This window comes from Pelosinus propionicus DSM 13327, from assembly GCF_900114615.1.
GTDB lineage: Bacteria > Bacillota > Negativicutes > DSM-13327 > DSM-13327 > Pelosinus > Pelosinus propionicus.
In genome coordinates this window covers 112,437-127,156 of record NZ_FOTS01000008.1, presented here as the reverse complement: position 1 = coordinate 127,156, position 14,720 = coordinate 112,437, and the positions used below count along the sequence as shown (strand labels likewise).

Below are 14,720 nucleotides of genomic sequence, written 5' to 3'. Positions count from 1 at the left end.
ACAGGTTATACAGAGTGGCTCATTTCCCACCTTGCTCTCCCATAATAAATACGAGAGTAACTTTGCTTTGGTTCAAAGTAAGGCAATTTTTTTATAAAAAAAACAAGACACAAAAAGTGCCTTGTCTGTATACCTACATATATTTCTTATTTATCTTCCATCAACACGTTCATCAACGAACCCTCAGCCTAAAGTATCTTGCTTCTTCTACAGAGGATAAATTCAGGGAATTCATCGTTTCCGCCTTTTGCCTTGGCCCTTTCATAATCCGATTGACTTGCTGAGTGGAATAGCCTTTTTGTAATAGCTCTTGTCCAAAATGATCCATAATATGAAGCATATCGAGCCAGTCAATCTCTCTGTCGTATGTACTGACAGATTCTGCATGAATCTTTTGTATAAAGGATTTTACACCTTCATCACCAAGCTCTGATTGCCTAATATCATCAAGGATTAAAAAAATCTCTTTTACAACCAGGTTATCACCCCCGGCCTGGATTCTATCCCCATTCTCGCCGGCCACCAAGTTAGGCACTGGCTTATACTGCAGCCAAAATTGTTTCACATCCTCATAATACGTTTTACCTAGTAGATTCTCTTTATATAAGGTATACATATAGGAAAGCATCCCGGCACTTATATTTCCTGGATCGCTTGTATTAAATGCCGGCCACCAAAGACTTAGGACAGCCTCTTCAAAATATAGCATTTGTAATTTTTTTTCACTCGTATCTTCGTTTGGCAATAATTTAAAAAAATATTCCGAGACCAAAATAGCATTTTTCAACCCTAGTTTTTTGCGTTCAGCAGTTTCTTCCAGCCAGCTATCCAATAAGAATTGAGGCACCTCAACTACATTCAAATCTTGCTTGTTCGCCCGTGGTATCAGGTTTTCATAAAATGTGGTCCTGTCCTGGACTAGTGTAATGATCGTATTTGCGTTCTCTTCATCCAGTTTTGCGTAATAAGTTGTCACATCTGTGCTCTGATCCGCAATTTTTACATAAGGAGCAGCTAGCAAAAAAACGTCCTGGGCAGATGAACTGAAAAAAGCAAACTTCCTGCCAGTTCCCTCTGCTAGATATATACTTTCTCTTAAGGGTAATCCTGTAACAACTTCCATGTCCCTATCGATTTCAACAGTTATCGAAAAGGCGGCAGGAGGGTGGGAGACATTGCGCGCCGACAATATCCGGGTGGGCTCATTACTCCATCTGCTCTGATACTCAACAATGTTGTATACCGGCTTTTTACCTAAAACAGGATACCATGCATGACCAGACCGTAGCAAGGTCATCACCGGTGTAACAAAATTAATCAATCCCCTCGGCTGGGCATCATAGTCCGTAAACCACTCCCCTACTTTTCCCGAATAATCCAAAGCAATTTCCATACTAGCTCCGGCAACAAGAGGTGCATTTAGTTTCACCGCAATAAAGTCACCTTTTCTTTCCCAAACAAGTTCTTTGCCACTACCATCGGTTACATGCTGAACCGTATAATAATGTTTCAAGGTCAAAGGGATCTCTTGTACTTGGCTGTCACTTGTATTTTTAAAAACCAGCTTTACATCACAGTCCGCAGTGTTCGGGACTGTTTTCAATTTAATATCCATTACATAGCTAACAGGCTGCAGCCTATTTGACTGATCTGCTACTTGTCCGGCATCAGCCACCGCATTGCTAAAAGACTCTTGATAGCTTTGCTCACGCGCTTTATACTCCAGGACGAGTGGAATAGAACCAGATAAAAATACAGCCAAGGCAGCTGTCACTAGCAGTATGGTTGATAATGCCAATTTTCCCAAAGAGCGCTGCTTACTGTAAAAATAATAGCTGACTAAAAACAACATTGCTGAAAGCCCCAGCTGCTGGCACAAAACCATTGGTATAAACCCATTCTTAGGAAAGCGTTCTGTAAGCTGTGAAGGAACTTCTGTAGCTGCCACATTATAAGCCAAATTTATCGGTGGTAACCAATACGGCAGTAAAGTATTATGATCACCATCAAGAATACTAATCAATATGAGATAAAAAGCGGTTATCAAGGTGGTTAAAAAAATACTCGAACGACAGATCGTCTCTATAAACAAAGTGACACATATTGAATTGATACTGATCAAAAAATAATTCAACCAATAGTTCCATAACAGGTCAAAAAAAGGCGTCGACGTAGGAAAAACGAACAGTGCCATAGTCGCCATGACTAAAAACATCTGCATACCCAGCAGACCTAAAAGCAAAAAATTGCTCACTGCTCTCCCTAGCAGCAACTCCCAATCCTTACAAGGAAGTGTATTAACAATCTCTGCCGTGCCACTGCGCCAATCCCTGGCAATCATACCGATATTCCAAAAGACAAAAAACATATAGAAAACCGCTATGGTTCTAAGCGCAAAGAATTGCTCCTCATATAAAGTATACAATGAAAGACAATTGACTAAAACTACAAGTACCCAATAACCAACACCCTTTATGCCTACTCTCATTTCTTGCAAGGCAATCGCCATTATATTATTCATCTTCCTCTTGCCTCGCCGATCCCATCAATGACATATAACCGTCTTTGGCACGAGCAGTATCTTTTATCTGCCAACTCATTTCTGTGACCAGCTTAGCAAGTTCATCCGGCTTACCTTTGAACACCAAACTTCCTTGACGTAATATAGCAAGCTCCGAACAACAAGCTTTAATATCAGCAAGGATATGGGTAGAATAGACAATCGTTATTTTCCGTCCCAGTTCACTGATTACATTGCGGATATTATTGCGTTCGACAGGGTCAAGTCCAACTGTAGGTTCATCCATGATCAAAAGCTGGGGTTTGCCCAATAAAGCTTGTGCAAATCCCAGCCTCTGTTTCATGCCAAAGGAATATGTGGAAATCCTTTTATTCCTAACCTCTGCAAGATTTACTAGCTCCATAGCCTCATTCACCTGTGTTTTTCTTGCCTGTTTACTTGTTATCCCTTTTAGTACTGCAAAATACTCGAGCATCTCAAAACCGGTCAACCTAGCGTAAAAACCAAATTCTTGGGGTAAGTACCCCAGTTGCTTACGAATTACGGTTTTCTCTGCACATAGATCTAAACCATTAACCGTTACCTTACCACCCGTAGGCTCAATCATCGTCGCCAGAATCTTTAACAAGGTACTTTTCCCCGCACCATTTTCCCCTAAGAGACCGAATACACCTGTGCCTATGCGGCAAGTAATATTATCCAGCGCCATACAATTGTTGTTATATCGTTTACTAAGGTTATTAATCTCTATCATTATCAATACCATTTCTTTCTCATTTTGAATCCCCCTGGGATACTAGATAGATATACGCATCCTCCAAGGTGGGCTCCACAGAACACACTCCCGTAAGCTCCGGCCTAACATCGCTAATGATCCTTATTTCATACAACCCTTTATCAGCCCGTAAGCTACTGACGATTAATTCATTTTTTTTATCATTCCACTCACCCTCAGTCAAAACAGCTCGCCAAACAAAACTCCTGGCAGTGTCTATCATTACAGAGATTGGACCTTTAAATCGTAGTTTTTTCTTATCTAGCAGCATGATACTATCTGCCAAAGCAGTTAATTCTGAAATGATATGGGTACTCAATAGGATAATACGTTCAGAGGATAACCGGGAAAACAAATTACAAAAATAAAAACGTTCTTCCGGATCAAGCCCAGATAATGGCTCATCCATAAGGAAAAGATCAGGGTCGTTCAATAACCCTTGGGCGATCCCGACCTTTTGACGCATCCCCTTTGTCCAGTCCCGCAAGGTTTTATTATGGAAGGAAGAGATTTGGGCAATATCCATTACCTCTTCAACCTTTGCACTAGCAACTGCAGCAGGAATCCCCTTTAATTCTGCAAAATATCTCAAAAATTTTTGCGCGGTCATTTCAGGATAAATCCCAAAGTTCTGAGGCAGGTATCCCATATGGGCTTTAAACCTGACACTGTCCTTAGGGAGAAACATTCCATTAAGAGATACTTGACCAGTTGTTGGCGCAATAACCCCTGCAAGGATGCGTAATAAAGTCGTTTTGCCCGCCCCATTAGGTCCAGTCAACAAATGTAATCCCTTAGGTAAAGAAAGGGAAATATCATGTATTACACAATTCTTCTTAAAACATTTTGTAATGGAAGATAGCTCTAACATATTCTTCTCCCTCTTTTATCCCTCTTGGGAGTAATCCATATTTTCGACACGTAAGCAACGTAGATATATTGCAATCAGTATGAGACCTATCACTAAAAGTATCATTGGCATTCGCTGTATCAAACCATTTCCAACTAGACTGATTTGTATCAAGCTTTTTCCAATATCACTTTGTTCAAAAATAACTTTCGCTACCCACATTATAAATGCCGTTCCACAACCATACATAGCGCCTAAGCGCAAAGAAACAGCCAACGCGACACCTAAGAAAAACACCATGGGTGCTAACCATGCAAGAATAGTCTTCCATAATAGCACTTTTTCATTTGTCAGCATATCAGAAAAAGAAAGGGCGATCATCCCCGTAGCAGTCAGACAAACGATAATCGTATATCCCAAGGTTACGATAATTCTTGCACCAGCCAATTGGGCTGGTGTATAAGGACAAGACGCTTCCAGCTCATTTGTACCATAAAGCTCTGCCCTATGTTCATAAAAAAGCGTCAGCAAGCCTAAAATTGGCGCTCCATTTGTTAAAAAAATCAACGAATCTCTATCACCGTTCGTTAAAAAAATGCCTGCAAAAATGATCAAACTAGTCATCGCCATAAACCGCCAACTCAAAATAGCCAACTGGGGCTTTACCAGACGTAAGACAGAGAGTAGACTGCCATCATTGGCAGACCTTTCTATCGCTACTCTATTAACAGATTTAAGAATTGGAACATCATCATGACTATCATTTTCCTGCAAGACTGCTTTGAGGTTATGGAGCAAGCTGCTGGTCATGACAGCAGTAGGCTTAGGGACGTTGTATTTGGATAGTTTATTTAAAACAGCAACCATCTCTTCATCATTCCCATCCTTATCAATTTCGCTAAGAATTTCTTGATATTTATCCAAATTCCTCGCCCCCCTCTTTAAGCAGTTTTTTAAGATTATGTAAGCCATTAGATAACCTTGATTTAACTGTTCCTACAGGAATATTCAATACCAATGCTATTTCTTCCAGTTTCAAGTCTTCATAAAAACGAAGGACAACTACTTCACGGTGAATGTCTCCCAATTGATTGAGAACTTCGATAATCGCTTCGCGTTCATCCTGTTTCTGTAAAAATTCTTCCGGTGTATCCTCATAATCCCTAATAGTATCAGGCATCTCAAGACCATGAATCGTTTTTTGCACATATGCGCTTTTCAAATAGTCCTTACATGTGTTTGACGCAATTGTATAAATCCACGTCTTGAAAAGAAGTTCTGGATTGTACTTTTTAATATTCCGGCATATTTTGATAAATACCTCTTGGGTAATATCGTTAGCACTATGATAATTTTTACTCATCCGATAGATATATGAAAATATCTTAGAATGGTAGCGAGAAACAATAGTCTCCAAAGCAGTCTCGTTTCCCTGCTGCAATTGCCTTGCAAGTTCTTCATCAGAAATAATTAATGCCACCTCACTTGAAACCGTTACCTATTAACTAAACATACCCCTAAGCCATCTCCCAATATTGCCTTATGGATATTACTTCTTGTTGTTACGTTTTGATAATTGCCTTCTTCCTTCGCATTTTATATAGCCATAAATCCAACTCTTCCCAATCAGAATTATATCTACATTTTATCATATTTGTTCATTTTATGTAATTATTGTCCTAGAATTAGGTCTTATTATAGATCATTTCGACTTTTGCCGCCTACATCAACAGGTATAGATTTCAAAGAATTTTCAAAGTTTTTTTATACACGAATGTTGCATTGCAAAGGTTTTCGTAGAAGTTTGTCGCAAAACCCAAAAATCCCATGACTTTTTACCTAGTCATGGGATTTCTGAGTTTTTTAAGAATCAATGTCCTTCAAAGATTTCAATTAAGTTTTTCACTGCCATGGTTGCAGAAATGCGCCCTTCTATCACATCTTGTTCGATTATCGGCTTTTTCTGAATTACTTCAGGATGATTCATAAATAAAGTTTGTAAATATTCATGTACCATGGATTGTACCCAGCTTAACATTTGCGTCCGACGTCGCCTTTCGAAGATTCCAGATGCTGCAGTTACATCCTGGAACTTTTCAATCATTCGCCAAACATCTTCGACTCCTTCACCGGTATATGCCGAGCAGGTATGTCCTTTGGTAACCCATCCTTCTGTAGCGGGACGCAAGAAATGCAATATCCGGTCATAATCAACTTTCGCCATCAAAGCCTTCTGCTTGTTATCACCGTCCGCCTTATTGATTACAATAGCATCCGCTAATTCAATGACCCCTTTTTTCATACCTTGCAGTTCATCCCCTGCTCCAGTGATCATTAGCAAGAGAAAAAAATCTACCATAGAGCGTACTGTTACTTCACTTTGACCTACACCTACAGTTTCAATCAACAACACATCATAGCCGCCAGCTTCGCATAGCAGAATCGTTTCCCGGCTTTTACGAGTTACCCCTCCCAGTGTTCCGCTGGAAGGAGAGGGCCTGATAAAAGCTCTTGGATCGCGTGACAGTTGCTCCATGCGAGTTTTATCTCCCAAAATACTGCCCTTCGTTACCGTACTGCTAGGATCAACTGCCAGCACTGCTACTTTATGCCCTTTATTACACAATTGACATCCCAAAGCCTCTATAAAAGTACTTTTTCCAGCTCCCGGGACACCAGTAATTCCTACGCGGATGGATTTACCTGTATGAGGCAGCAATTGTTTTAATATTTCCTGGGCTAGCTCCATGTGAGCTGGCAAATTACTTTCAATGAGTGTGATCGCTCTGGACAGCATAACCCGATTGCCACTCAATACACCTTGGACATATTCATCTATGGAAGGCTGGCGGCGAACGGCACGAGGTTGAACAGATTTATCTGTTTTTTCCTGGTTCTGCATGCCATCATGCCGACTCCGAATTCCGCCCATAACTTCTGTAGTAAACGCCTCTCCTGCATTGGCTGGAATCCATTCCGGCTTCCACCGATCCTTCTTCTCTTCATGGTTCATATCATTTCACTTCCTGTGAATAACGTCCTAACTCTTTTAATATTTTTTCTGCTGCTACCGGGATAATGGTTCCAGGTCCAAAAATGGCCGCTGCTCCATTTTCTCGCAAAAACTCGTAATCTTGAGCTGGAATAACCCCGCCAATAACAACCATAATATCTTCCCGACCAAGTTTCTTTAATTCTTCAATAAGCTGCGGCAGCAAAGTTTTATGTCCAGCAGCCAATGAACTCATGCCTACTACGTGAACATCATTATCGACCGCTTGCTGTGCGGTTTCTTCTGCGGTTTGGAACAAAGGTCCGATATCTACGTCAAACCCCATATCGGCAAAGGCGGTTGATATTACCTTTGCTCCTCGGTCATGACCATCCTGTCCCATTTTGGCAATCATAATTCTTGGACGGCGACCTTCTGTTTTCTCAAACTCGTCGGCCATGGCCCTTACTTTATTGATTGTTTCTTCTTCGGCAAATTCGCTGCTATATACTCCTGATATAGAGCGGATAATTGCTTTATGGCGTCCGGCAACATGTTCAATCGCGTCGGAGATTTCACCTAAACTCGCTCTGGCTCTTGTTGCTTCAATGGCCAGTGCCAATACATTTCCTTCTCCTGTTTCCATTGATTTTGTAATGGCATCTAGCGAACGCCGTACCCGATCATTATCTCGATTGCTGCGAAGTTTTTCCAGACGTTGAATCTGTGACAAACGAACGGCAGTATTATCTACAGATAAGATATCTAGCGGATCTTCTTTATCCAGTCGATACCGATTTACACCGACAATGGTTTCCTTACCTGAGTCAATATGTGCCTGGCGTCTAGCTGCAGCTTCTTCAATTCTCATTTTGGGAAGTCCTGTGTCAATCGCTTTGGACATACCACCTAATTTTTCAACTTCCTGAATGTGTCCCCATGCTCTTTTCACCAATTCATTTGTCAAGGCTTCTACATAATAAGAACCGCCCCATGGATCCAGAACTTTACAAACCATGGTTTCATCCTGAATATAAAGCTGCGTATTACGGGCTATTCGTGCAGAGAAGTCAGTAGGCAAGGCAATGGCCTCATCCAGTGCATTGGTATGCAGTGACTGGGTATGACCAAGAGCAGCCCCCATAGCTTCCATGCAAGTTCTTCCTACATTATTAAAAGGATCTTGTTCTGTTAAGCTCCAGCCTGAAGTTTGAGAGTGAGTTCTAAGAGCCATAGATTTTGGATTCTTAGGATTAAATTGTTTAATGATTTTAGCCCACAGCAAGCGTCCTGCTCTCATTTTGGCAACTTCCATAAAATAATTTTTACCAATTGCCCAGAAAAAAGATAGGCGGGGAGCGAAAGCATCTACATCCATTCCTGCTTTAATCCCTGTCTTAATGTATTCCAGACCATCAGCTAGCGTATAACCTAATTCAATATCGGCAGTAGCTCCTGCTTCTTGCATATGGTAGCCAGAAATACTAATGCTATTGAATTTCGGCATAAACTGTGACGTATATGAAAAAATATCTGCAATGATGCGCATCGATGGTTCTGGCGGATAGATATAGGTATTGCGCACCATAAATTCTTTTAAAATATCATTTTGAATGGTACCTGTTAATAACTCCTGCTTTACGCCTTGCTCTTCTGCTGCCACAATATAAAAAGCTAATATAGGCAGTACAGCGCCATTCATTGTCATAGATACTGACATTTTATCCAAGGGAATTCCTGAAAATAGAATTTCCATATCTAAGATAGAGTCAACAGCAACACCGGCTTTTCCCACATCTCCCACAACCCGGGGATGATCCGAATCATAGCCTCTATGTGTAGCCAAATCAAAAGCAATGGATAATCCCTTTTGTCCGGCAGCCAAGTTTCTACGATAAAACGCATTACTTTCTTCAGCTGTAGAAAAACCTGCATATTGACGTACTGTCCACGGTCTCAGCACATACATATTTGCATAAGGCCCCCGCAAAAAAGGTGCAATTCCTGCTACATAAGGCAAATGATCGATTCCTTCAAGATCTGCTTTAGTATATAAAGGTTTTAGATTAATTTGCTCCATTGTCTTAAATTCTAATTCATCAAGCAATTTACCGCTATTACGTTCCACTTCTTTCTGCCAGGCAGATATATCGGAAGATTCAAAGTCTTTTCGGCAAGAGATTTTAGTAAAATCTGGTTTTATTAACATTACACAATACCTCTATCTTTCTGAAGTTTGGCAAGCATTTTATAACAATTAGCTCTAACATGAATAAAATCATCAACCCCAGCTTCTTTATACACCGGTTGTAAATCTTCCGGAGGTAAGCCTGCTAAAAATAAAGTAATCTGAGGATTTCCTTCTTTTATGAGCTTAGCCAAAGGCGGTACTAATTCTGGATATGTAGCGTCTGTTGAGCAAATCACAGCAATCGTTGCCTCTGATTCCAAAGTAGCTTTAGCTGCTTCTTCAACCGTCGCAAAGCCATTGTTTTTCAACATGGTCAAAGCACCGACTTCTAGGAAGCCACTGACAAAATCAGCTCGAGCTTTATGTTGAGGGATTTCTCCCATATTAACAAGGAACACCTCTACATTCTTGCCTGTTCTTTCGATATACGCTTCAGTACGCTGGCGCAGCTGCTTATAATCTTCGTCAGCTGAATGAATATTCATAGGGTTAATTACTGTTACATTCTGATTTTTGCGAATCACATTCGTAATATCACCCAGTGTAGCTCCACTAAGGATCGCTGCAACAACTGCCTCTACAAGATCTTTATCTCCACTCCCTTTTAGAGATGGTTGATTGACTTCTTGTAGTCTACTTTTACATTCTATATCATCAATATCCAAACGATAGTCATGAATCTGATTTTTACGCTGCTCTTTAAAAATGCGAGCATCAAAAACAGGAACCTCTAGCGGTTTTTCCAGCAGATTGGGATACATATTTGTTCCTAAAATGACATCTTTTCGCTTGGCCAGACCATCCGCCCTACTTTTAGCGGTAGCCCCTACCTGTTCCTGAGGTAAGTTCTTTTGCAAGGACCTCAAAATTCCCCCTGCTGCTTCCACTTCTTGGAACAAGACCCAAGTCTTTTCGGCTAGCTCACTGGTTAACTTTTCTATATACCAAGATCCCCCTGCCGGGTCAACTGGCTGCGTCAGATTACATTCCTGCTGCAGCATGATTTGTGTGTTGCGTGCAATACGATGAGAAAAATCATCTGCTGGTCTTACGGCTTCATCAAAATAACCTACATGCAGACTGTCTACGCCGCCTACAATAGCAGAAAAGGCTTCTGTGGTTGTCCTAAGCATATTTACATAAGGATCATAGACACTCTTCGTGAAGGCAGAGGTTCTTGCATGAATATACATTTTTTGTGCTTCTTGGCTTCCACCAAAAGCTTCAACAATTTGAGCCCACAACATACGTCCCGCTCTTAGTTTGGCAATTTCCATGAAGAAATTAGTACCTACGGAAAACGAAAAAACAATCTGTTTAGCAGCCACATCAATAGAAACGCCCCGCTGCTGCATATTCTGCAAATATTCCACGCCAGTGGCCAATACAAACGCTAATTCCTGTACTGCATTTGCACCACTATTATGATAAGGATGCCCTTGCACCAGTATCGTTCTTAATTGCTTTGTATTGTCATGGGCCCAATTAGCTGTCGCTGCCATTTCATCATAGTATGTATCTAACGAATGAGATAATTCACCTACTGTAGCTAAATACCCGACGGGGTCTACACCAATGCATCCTTTTAACTGATGATAATCTCTGCCGTTGGCTTTCATTAAAGCTACAAATAAACTGAGCAGCTGCATGCCAGAAGTACCAGCAAAGATCAACAATGGAGTTTTCTCTAAATCAAAGCCATGAAAAGCCTGCTGTACATCATCTAAGGTCGATAAAGAGATACCTTTGCCTAAATGAGAACCATCAGCTTTGTCACCATCAATTCCATTCAAGGTTGCTTTGTCGACTACTACATGAATCGTCGTTCCACCTTTATTTAACTCATTCTGCAGAACTTCATGCATTTTTACAGCAAAAGGTTCTGCACATTCTTGACTGATCTCCCATGCTTTATCTAAATACCCCATAGCATTAGACCCTCGCACAAAAGGAAAGCTGCCAGGTAAAGAATCGCAATGAGCCAGTCCTTCTAAATCTTCCATTCGATACATTGGCTGCAAATTAATTCCTTCATAGGTTTTAGTGATTAACTTTTTCTCCCAATTTGCTCCTTTTAGCGCTTTTTCTGATTCTGCACGCCATTCTTCATACGTGGGATAGGGAAACTCGGCAAAGAACCGTGCTGGCGGCTCTTCATGAACTGTTTTTTTATTCTCTGCATCCTGATTTGACATACTTTCACCATCCATTTCATTGTCATTCTCTAGTATTATTAAAATATTATTAAGGCTGGCTAATAATCCGCACCCGATCCACACTAAAACTAGAGCGAATCACCGGTAGGAATTTACTTTCAATTATCGATCGGTACATTTCTTTCTTTGTAATGAGCAGTAACATACCATTGCCTTTTTTTAGGCTAATTAAAGAGTTTATATATTTTTCAAATTCCGCAGGCAACATCTGTTCTTTTAAATTATGCAATCCTGCTAATAGCTCCGGAGACTCTTGTGCCATTCGTTCTACCAAAGGTGTAAATGGTTCCCATTTCAGCATATCCACCTATATACCTCTACTTTCTTTTTTATATTCGTGGGAAAAGCTCACGGATTATAACGTATTTCCTCACCCCCCTTTTCGAAATAAAAAGCTCTCAGCATAGGCCGAGAGCTTAAACGCAAGTATAGGAATAGTATTAATAAAGCCTGGCTATGTATAAATAGCCAGGACGAAAAAAACGCGAATCTTGCGCGTAAATCCCCTCCCCATCTCTCGCAGGTCAATCGGTGATTGCTATATAGGCAGTTCTCCTGACTCTGAATCATTGCTTTCCCATACCTTCCCAGAACCTAATGATTCCAGTGGCATAAAAATGGGTTTGCTCCTCATTACAGTGGCGGGACCGCGCCGGAATTTAACCGGACTTCCCTATTAAGCCCAAAAGGGCACCTATACCATTCATATGAATTTTTTATATGTTATAAGATTCACTTTATAATATCTTTCATGAATTGTCAAGTTTTTGTACAAAGCTAATTAAATCGTAATATGATTTTTAAAACGTTTAAATAAAAAGATCGATCGAAGTATATAGTCAATGGCATTTACCAGCCAAACTCCTGCAATCCCTAACGTAAAATAAAAACAAAGGATATAAATCCCGACTACACGGATGACCCAAATTCCAAAGATTGTGCTGTACATAGGACCTTTCGTATCACCTGCGCCTTGCAGTGCTCCAGTAAGAACCAAACTCATTGCAATAAATGGCTGTGCGAAGGCATCAATGCGAAGCCCCAGAGTCACCATTTCAATTACATCCTGATTGTCTGTAAACCAAGGTCCGACAACCGTGGAAAAAGTGAAATACAATACTCCGACAAAGCTCATAAGCATAACAGCAATCCACATGGTTACTATTCCATAATGATAAGCATCATTTCTACGCTTCGCCCCTATGTAAGTACCCACAAGAGTCGCAGCTGCAACCCCCATGCCATAACCAGGCATATAAGAAAAATAAGAAATATTTCCTGCTAATAGAAAAGCACTATATACATCTGTCCCAATCCGTACAATTAATCCTGCATAAAATAACTGCCCCAAACGCATAATGAATCGTTCAATAACTGCGGGACCAGAAATCGCTAGTAAAGGAATTGTATATTCTTTCGATGTTCCTTTAAGCAATGAAAAAGAGATGGCTGATCGTTGAATATAAAAATATAATGCAGTCATTCCAATCAATCGAGCAATGGTTGTTGCCCAAGCAGCTCCTGCAATTCCCCAGCCGCTCCAACTCCCGAAACCAAAAATCAGAATGTAGTCCAAAACAATATGAATGAGATTAATCCATATACTCACCTTCATAGGATTTTTACTATCCCCAGCACTTCGCAATATACTGCCGAAATTGGTCATAAGAGCGGTAAAGATTGCAGGAATTCCTACAATTTCAAAATACACCATTCCCATGGCTAAAACATCGTCTTCAATTCCCATGTTACGCAGCAATGGTTCTGCTAAGCACAAGGTAATCATGCCAAAGATAAGCCCAATGGTTCCAGAAATAACTGTTGACTGCCGTGCTATTTTTTTTGCCTTATCAAATTCTCCAGCCCCTATGGAACGCGCTATGAGTGAAGATGTCCCAATCCCCATCGCCAAAAACACAGCTATGTAAATTGCGATAATAGCATTTGTAATACCAACAGCAGACACTTCATGCAAACCGATTTTAGAAACAAAAAGAGTGTCAACGAACCCTACAATTGTAATTAAAAGATTCTCAATTACAGTTGGTACCGCAAGTCTCAATACTACTTTTGCTTTTTTCTTTTCATTTGGATTAAGGACATTATTTAGCATATTTAGACCCCTGCATGAAACGACATTGAGATTAATCCTGCCTGCCATTAAAGAAAGAATACATTTTCTTTAACAGCTTAAGAACTGGATTAATTAGAAGCGGTATAAAGGCTAATGCAATCGGAACATAGTTAGCTAATGATCTAACCAAGGTTCCCGAGTGAGCATATGCAATTGTCGGTATAACAAGCATTACTGTCATCAGTCGAATTACTCTCATCTTCCTACCTCCTTCTCGCTATGAAAATCAATATAAAAACTGCCTAATGTACCTTTTCTCAAAACATATCTTTCAAAAAATAGTTAATTCTGGTAGGATCTCTTTTATTCATTTTATCCCCCCAGGGGGGATATTGCAAGATTTTTTTTGTACACTCCTTTGTGTGCCGTGACAGCGGCATTGTGCCTTTGTGGTTCATAATTTCTTATATTTTTTCATTTACTAAAATTTATAAATTCTAGCGCATAAACGTAAAAAAGGTCTGCAAAACTTTTTGTTTTGCAGACCTTTTTTACGTTTATACTCTTTACTTAGATGCAACTGATTTTTCCATATGCACAATTTGAGCATCTCCCTGTTCTTCAACAACGATGCCAAACCCCTGCTTCTCCCAAAAATGAAAGCCGCCCGGCAAGAATCGGTGTGTGTGCAGGTAGATAATTTCATATTCTTTTTCATATCCAAAAGCTTCAACTTCTTTTAGCAGCCTCGATCCAATCCCTTGTCTTCTCAGCGCTTTTTCAATATAACATCGTCCGATTTCCGCTGTAGTCTTCCCGGGATAGCGTCCTTTCAGAACGGCGATCCGGTCATTATACTCACAGATTGCAATCGTACCGATAACAGTCCCCTCTGGAGAGAATGCAGCCCACATCTGATTGCGGACAGGTTCAATATATAACTTCGCCAGTCCCCAGACATCATCGGTAATAGCATTTTGTCCATCCTGAGAAAAGAGGTCCTGCAGCTGTCCTAATAAGAAATGTTGCACACTGGCAATATCACTATTAACAATCTTGCGAATTACTATGTTCCCGCACTCCATCGTAACCTTCCTTTCA

General features: G+C 40.4%; 12 protein-coding genes and 1 riboswitch. All 12 genes read right to left on the bottom strand.

The genetic code is table 11. The annotated features are described in order from the left end of the window. Nucleotides 1-172: 172 nt before the first annotated feature. On the bottom strand, nt 173-2,521 hold the full coding sequence (locus BMZ99_RS06090; protein ID WP_090933979.1) for an ABC transporter permease: 2,349 nt from the start codon (nt 2,519-2,521) through the stop codon (nt 173-175). Further along, nucleotides 2,514-3,275 (bottom strand): ABC transporter ATP-binding protein, encoded by a 762-nt coding sequence (locus BMZ99_RS06085; RefSeq protein ID WP_245754838.1) that lies wholly within the window; start codon nt 3,273-3,275, stop codon nt 2,514-2,516. The genes BMZ99_RS06090 and BMZ99_RS06085 overlap by 8 nt, the downstream gene beginning before the upstream one ends. A gap of 19 nt (nt 3,276-3,294) precedes the next feature. After that, nucleotides 3,295-4,167, bottom strand: coding sequence for an ATP-binding cassette domain-containing protein (locus tag BMZ99_RS06080; protein ID WP_090933975.1), 873 nt, complete (start codon nt 4,165-4,167; stop codon nt 3,295-3,297). A 15-nt stretch (nt 4,168-4,182) separates the two neighbouring features. After that, a complete protein-coding gene (locus BMZ99_RS06075) occupies nt 4,183-5,070 on the bottom strand; it encodes a hypothetical protein (protein WP_090933973.1) in 888 nt (295 codons plus the stop codon). Then, complete coding sequence (locus BMZ99_RS06070; protein WP_090933970.1) at nt 5,063-5,626, bottom strand: RNA polymerase sigma factor; 564 nt, start codon at nt 5,624-5,626, stop codon at nt 5,063-5,065. The genes BMZ99_RS06075 and BMZ99_RS06070 overlap by 8 nt, the downstream gene beginning before the upstream one ends. Nucleotides 5,627-6,016: 390 nt before the next feature. Beyond that, nucleotides 6,017-7,159 (bottom strand): methylmalonyl Co-A mutase-associated GTPase MeaB, encoded by a 1,143-nt coding sequence (gene meaB, locus BMZ99_RS06065; RefSeq protein WP_090933968.1) that lies wholly within the window; start codon nt 7,157-7,159, stop codon nt 6,017-6,019. Between the two features lies 1 nt (nt 7,160). Beyond that, a complete protein-coding gene (scpA, locus tag BMZ99_RS06060; RefSeq protein WP_090933966.1) occupies nt 7,161-9,347 on the bottom strand; it encodes a methylmalonyl-CoA mutase in 2,187 nt (728 codons plus the stop codon). Beyond that, nucleotides 9,347-11,539, bottom strand: coding sequence for a methylmalonyl-CoA mutase family protein (locus tag BMZ99_RS06055; RefSeq protein WP_245754837.1), 2,193 nt, complete (start codon nt 11,537-11,539; stop codon nt 9,347-9,349). The genes scpA and BMZ99_RS06055 overlap by 1 nt, the downstream gene beginning before the upstream one ends. A 34-nt stretch (nt 11,540-11,573) precedes the next feature. Further along, nucleotides 11,574-11,846 (bottom strand): hypothetical protein, encoded by a 273-nt coding sequence (locus BMZ99_RS06050; protein WP_245754842.1) that lies wholly within the window; start codon nt 11,844-11,846, stop codon nt 11,574-11,576. Between the two features lie 227 nt (nt 11,847-12,073). After that, nucleotides 12,074-12,258, bottom strand: a riboswitch (cobalamin riboswitch). Between the two features lie 68 nt (nt 12,259-12,326). Next, nucleotides 12,327-13,658 (bottom strand): MATE family efflux transporter, encoded by a 1,332-nt coding sequence (locus BMZ99_RS06045; protein ID WP_090933962.1) that lies wholly within the window; start codon nt 13,656-13,658, stop codon nt 12,327-12,329. Nucleotides 13,659-13,689: 31 nt separating this feature from the next. Continuing rightward, a complete protein-coding gene (locus BMZ99_RS06040; RefSeq protein WP_090933960.1) occupies nt 13,690-13,878 on the bottom strand; it encodes a hypothetical protein in 189 nt (62 codons plus the stop codon). Between the two features lie 307 nt (nt 13,879-14,185). After that, nucleotides 14,186-14,704: a GNAT family N-acetyltransferase gene (locus tag BMZ99_RS06035; protein WP_090933958.1), complete on the bottom strand. Its 519-nt coding sequence runs from the start codon at nt 14,702-14,704 to the stop codon at nt 14,186-14,188. Nucleotides 14,705-14,720 lie beyond the last annotated feature (16 nt).

What these genes read in the sequence shown, in the direction of transcription:
- scpA (WP_090933966.1), bottom strand. Translation starts at nt 9,347, where the DNA reads ATGTTAATAAAACCAGATTTTACTAAAATCTCTTGCCGAAAAGACTTT.
- BMZ99_RS06080 (WP_090933975.1), bottom strand. Translation starts at nt 4,167, where the DNA reads ATGTTAGAGCTATCTTCCATTACAAAATGTTTTAAGAAGAATTGTGTA.
- BMZ99_RS06040 (WP_090933960.1), bottom strand. Translation starts at nt 13,878, where the DNA reads ATGAGAGTAATTCGACTGATGACAGTAATGCTTGTTATACCGACAATT.
- BMZ99_RS06085 (WP_245754838.1), bottom strand. Translation starts at nt 3,275, where the DNA reads ATGATAGAGATTAATAACCTTAGTAAACGATATAACAACAATTGTATG.
- BMZ99_RS06050 (WP_245754842.1), bottom strand. Translation starts at nt 11,846, where the DNA reads ATGCTGAAATGGGAACCATTTACACCTTTGGTAGAACGAATGGCACAA.
- BMZ99_RS06090 (WP_090933979.1), bottom strand. Translation starts at nt 2,521, where the DNA reads ATGAATAATATAATGGCGATTGCCTTGCAAGAAATGAGAGTAGGCATA.
- meaB (WP_090933968.1), bottom strand. Translation starts at nt 7,159, where the DNA reads ATGAACCATGAAGAGAAGAAGGATCGGTGGAAGCCGGAATGGATTCCA.
- BMZ99_RS06035 (WP_090933958.1), bottom strand. Translation starts at nt 14,704, where the DNA reads ATGGAGTGCGGGAACATAGTAATTCGCAAGATTGTTAATAGTGATATT.
- BMZ99_RS06045 (WP_090933962.1), bottom strand. Translation starts at nt 13,658, where the DNA reads ATGCTAAATAATGTCCTTAATCCAAATGAAAAGAAAAAAGCAAAAGTA.
- BMZ99_RS06055 (WP_245754837.1), bottom strand. Translation starts at nt 11,539, where the DNA reads ATGGATGGTGAAAGTATGTCAAATCAGGATGCAGAGAATAAAAAAACA.